This is a genomic window from Shigella sp. FC1661 (assembly GCF_001712525.1).
Lineage (GTDB): Bacteria > Pseudomonadota > Gammaproteobacteria > Enterobacterales > Enterobacteriaceae > Escherichia > Escherichia coli.
Genome location: NZ_MDGW01000186.1, coordinates 1 through 4,197, shown reverse-complemented (window position 1 = coordinate 4,197; position 4,197 = coordinate 1). Strand labels below are relative to the sequence as shown.

Sequence of the window (4,197 nt, the reverse complement as noted above, 5' to 3'; positions counted from 1 at the left end):
GAGCAGGTACCGGCATCCACGTTACAGACGGTCCCGGCAAAAGTGCCTGACCTGACCCCTATTAGCGGTTACCAGCGCCCCACCAGACCCGGTGACATCCCCCCCCGGATCATGGACGACTGGGGGCAGTAATCATGCCGGGTCTGGCTGGCTAACACCCCATTATAAGGGGTACGAATAAAGTAACGGGGGTAAGGTGAAATCTGTCAATCAGTACCGGCTTACGCCGGGCTTCGGCGGTTTTACTCCTGTGCCATATGCAACAACGGAGTGCCGCCTTCCATGCCGCTAACGTGGCATCAAAAAATCCCTCTTCTCCAGTTGCCCCCCTCCGAACTCAGAGTGTATTTTCATTTATTGATGAAATTTACTGTTTGCGCAATTTTCCTGTTTTAGTGTATTTTGTCATTCTGGAGGCTATAATATGTTTAATGTGATTACTCACCCGGCCGCACTGGATGAACTTCTAGAATTACCAGACAATCTGCGTGGTCGTATGACCAGACTGATTGAACGGCTGGAACAGGAAGGTAACAAAATGAAAATGCCTCACAGCCGTGTAATTGGCGGAGGGCTTTTTGAACTGAGAGTCGGGGATAAAAATATCGCAAGGACACTGTACGCTTATGCAACGGGTAACGAAATCTATCTGCTGCATGCATTTGTGAAAAAAACGCAAAAGACACCAACGAAAGCTATTGAAATTGCCAGGATGCGTCTGAAGGAGATGAACTGATGAAAGTAAAAGGTGTTCCATTCAGCCAGGTAAAGCAAAAACTACTCAGTACTCCAGAAGCTGTCAAAGGGTATGAGGATGCTGACAAAGAACTGGAGATGGTGGAAATGTTATACGAAATGAGAGAAAAAGCGGGATTAACAAAGTCAGCACTGGCCGAACGAATGGGGTTACGCCCGTCAGCCATCAGTCGCCTGGAAAGTAACCCTTTAGGGGCCAGCATGAAAACTTTGACAAAATATGCTCATGCCTGTGGCGCAACCATCGATATTCACGCTGTCTATTGAGGGGTCCGCTTGGAATTCGGAAAATAAACCACGTTAAGACTATTTTTTAGATAAATGACTTTCAGGAATCGCCAAGATGGCGGGATAACAGCGGTTTTGGTGTCCTAAATCGTACAATTCTGTACATCCACGCAAGGGAATGTACGGAAGTAAGCCAGACGGTTATCGGACGGTCAGAACATTTCGTACAGCCTTTACGTTCAGTGAGTTAGCTGGCCTGGACGTAACCACTCGTTAGCTCAATTCTCTTAGCGTGGGAAAATTTCCGAATTCCAAGCGGACCCCTTTATCCTTGCCCCGCTGAATGAGGAAACGCTGTTCCGGGGGATTATGCTGAACGTCTTCCGTTCATCGATAGGAATTAAAACCCCAAAAAGATTAAAAAAACACCACAAAACGGATGTTTCTTCAACACCACTTTTGCTCATATGAACGGAACCGACGATTAAACTGGATGGCTCTGATTGATTCAGGGTATGAATGGCGGTTTTTTGCTCCGTTTCCCTCAAAATGGACGCTACTTACCCTCTGCGGCTCTCAGCCGCACCACCGCATCCGGGCCAGCGGCTCATGCATCAGGACCTGCTCTGCCAGACGGTAGCCCCGCTTCAGCCCCGTAAAACGCATCTGACTCCCGCACAGCACGCACTTCAGCGGGTCAACCTTCAGTAACCTCTGATACATCCCTCTCCAGGTGATTTGCATCGCCGTTTTTCTCACTGTCTCCGTTATGATGTACACCACTTCTTCCAGTAACCGCCGTTTCGCCGGACTCAGAAAACCGTAGTACCTCACCATACGGAACCCCTTATCCGCCACATGCCAGGAGAACCTTTCCATGAACTCATCTCCACTCATCAACAGGTATTCTTCCCGTTTTGTTCGGTGACTGTTGTAACGCAGTCCGATTTCATCCTGACCGGCATAATGCTCCAGACGACTCACCGGCACCGGTGGCTTTTTCAGGTAAGAGCCAAAGTACACCGCCACATGGGTGGCATTATCCATCACCCGGGATACGTTGACATTCCAGCCACGGCGGTAATGCGTGTCCAGGAAGCGATTCCATTCCCGTTTACTGCTTCCTTCTGCTGCCAGCGCATCCGGCATCACCAGGTCAGGGTATTTCCGTGACAGTAACCGTGTTATCCGGTAGCGCCACATGCTCATCACCTTACGGGCGTAAAAATGAAGATTTTTCCAGGTGTGGCCCGACGTCACACCACCGGCAGTTGTCGATAAATGGATATGCGGATGCCACTGCTGGTCACGCCCCCATGTGTGGATCACCGTGAATATCCTCGGCTCCACATCTGCCTGATGGCAGATTTCCAGTATCACATCCGCTGCAATGCAGCTCATCTCTGCCAGCAACCACCGGTTGTGGAACACCAGGGACCAGTACTGGCAGGGTAACGTGAACACAATATGCTGCCATGGGCAGTCGGGGACCAGGCTCAGCAGATACTGTATCCACTGTGCGCCAGCCTTCACCCCGCAGTGCGGGCAGGAGCGGCTTTTACACCGGAAGCAGACCTTTTTTGTATGGCAACAGTCCGGTGATGAACAGCACCACTGTGTATACCCCATCAGTGTGGTCCCGCACGCCATGATTTTGGTCACCGACTCAATCACCACCGGACGTACTGCCCCTTCCGGCTGCTTCTCCAGCCAGTTAAGCCAGCGGTTTCCCTGCTGAAAGATATCGGCAAAACGGGGAAGCATCAGAAGGGCGGGGCGACTCCGTCCGGCCAGTGAACCGTGCCACACTCCGGGCAGTACATACCGCCGGCGCTGATACCGGAAAGAATGGTCGCAAATTCCCGCTCCGTGCAGCGGGCGATTTCCGGATACCCTTCGTCATCAACACGTACAAACCAGAAGACCAGCTTTTTGTTTCCCGCATCCACAAAGAACGGAATATTCAGGTCTGCGCAGCATTCAACGGCATCGTCAAAACTATCAAAGCGCAGAACTTCTGCGTCTTCTTCGTCAAAAAAATCATCTTCGTGAAGCTTCAGACATAGCGGGGAAGTTTGCTTCTTTGAAAGGCGGGTTTACGTTTACGGGGTTTAGCTGAACGGGCCATATAACCACCTGAAAGACAATGACATTGCCTGTTTTTATAACGGTAATTGCAGACCATGACAAGCCGCAGCCGTCAGGCTGCCTACTCGAGCTTCAGCTCAATAAAGGCGAGTATCGACATAAATTACCCCGATGGATCTTTTTTGCAAATCAGGGTGAATTCACGACCGGTGATTACGAAGAAATCATGAATAAGGCCAGCGCCCTGAGTCTGGTATCGAATGCAATCCTGTACTGGAACACATCAAGAATAAGCAATATTGTTGAAGGGTTACGTGAAAATGGTGAGGTTATTGATGATGACGTATTAGCCCATATATCATTACTGCCCTATAAACACGTATTACCTAATGGTACTTATTTTGTTGATGGAGAACCTTACGGTACTGAGCCTACCGAAAGAGCAAAACCGTAAGTTTCTGTTCAAATGCTCCCGCTGGTCCATCCGGACAGATTATCGACCATCAGGCTGTACAGGCCTGGGCGGACAGCCTCAGTACTGACAATCCGTTACCGGTGCCACGCTGATGGAACAGAAGTGGACCAGTAAGGCGCTTTCTGATTTGGCGCGGTTATATGATTTTCTGGTGCTGGCCAGTAAACCTGCTGCCGCCAGAATGGTACACGTATAGGAAATTGAAAAACCAGACGATACCGCTGTCCGCGCCTTATGCCACGTGAGCTTTTCTGCTTTTCCCTCCACTCCGGTGTTTTCTCTCTCTGCATGGTCGATTCTTATACCGCAACAGGCTGTTTTTTATACTTGCACCGATTCCCGGGCACACTTAGCCTGTGTCAGGCCGGCATATACCTCAGCAGACTGATATCCCGCGCGTTTTTCTTCAGCCCCTCCACATTCAGTCCCGCGATGGCCCGGCGGTATACCATCCGGCCGCCACACAGCACGCATTCGAACGAGTCACGACTCAGGAACTGTTTCACCATTTGTGCATAGCACACTTTCGCCACTGGTTCCTGTTTATCCATCCCCAGAGCACGGTACACCTGCGGCAGCTTCTCTCCACACACCCGGTTGGCAAGGAACCCGAAGTACCTCACCATCTTAAAAAACTTCTCCGGGATGTG

4 protein-coding genes and 4 pseudogenes are annotated in these 4,197 nt (G+C 50.4%); 6 read left to right on the top strand and 2 right to left on the bottom strand.

Going from position 1 to position 4,197, the window contains the following annotated elements:
• The first annotated feature begins 424 nt into the window (after positions 1-424).
• Entirely contained in the window at positions 425-736 is a 312-nt protein-coding gene (locus BFF42_RS11845) for a type II toxin-antitoxin system RelE/ParE family toxin (RefSeq protein ID WP_000483533.1), read from the top strand.
• Positions 736-1,023, top strand: coding sequence for a helix-turn-helix domain-containing protein (locus BFF42_RS11840; protein WP_000865087.1), 288 nt, complete (start codon positions 736-738; stop codon positions 1,021-1,023). The genes BFF42_RS11845 and BFF42_RS11840 overlap by 1 nt, the downstream gene beginning before the upstream one ends.
• A gap of 537 nt (positions 1,024-1,560) precedes the next feature.
• On the opposite strand, the gene BFF42_RS11830 is transcribed toward BFF42_RS11840, so the two are convergent.
• Entirely contained in the window at positions 1,561-2,748 is a 1,188-nt protein-coding gene (locus BFF42_RS11830) for an IS91 family transposase (RefSeq protein ID WP_039059939.1), read from the bottom strand.
• 29 nt (positions 2,749-2,777) lie between these two features.
• Between BFF42_RS11830 and BFF42_RS11825 the strand changes: the two genes are divergently transcribed.
• The 4 genes and pseudogenes from BFF42_RS11825 to BFF42_RS11810 form a co-directional block, all read left to right on the top strand.
• Entirely contained in the window at positions 2,778-3,050 is a 273-nt protein-coding gene (locus BFF42_RS11825; protein ID WP_069101170.1) for a transposase, read from the top strand.
• A gap of 146 nt (positions 3,051-3,196) precedes the next feature.
• Positions 3,197-3,526, top strand: a pseudogene (locus BFF42_RS11820) (Tn3 family transposase); the annotation flags it as partial.
• A gap of 29 nt (positions 3,527-3,555) precedes the next feature.
• Positions 3,556-3,639: pseudogene (locus tag BFF42_RS11815) on the top strand (CopG family transcriptional regulator); the annotation flags it as partial.
• Positions 3,639-3,734 (top strand): annotated as a pseudogene (locus BFF42_RS11810) (type II toxin-antitoxin system RelE/ParE family toxin); the annotation flags it as partial. The pseudogenes BFF42_RS11815 and BFF42_RS11810, both read left to right, overlap by 1 nt.
• Before the next feature lie 172 nt (positions 3,735-3,906).
• On the opposite strand, the pseudogene BFF42_RS11805 reads toward BFF42_RS11810, so the two are convergent.
• Positions 3,907-4,197: pseudogene (locus tag BFF42_RS11805) on the bottom strand (IS91 family transposase); the annotation flags it as partial.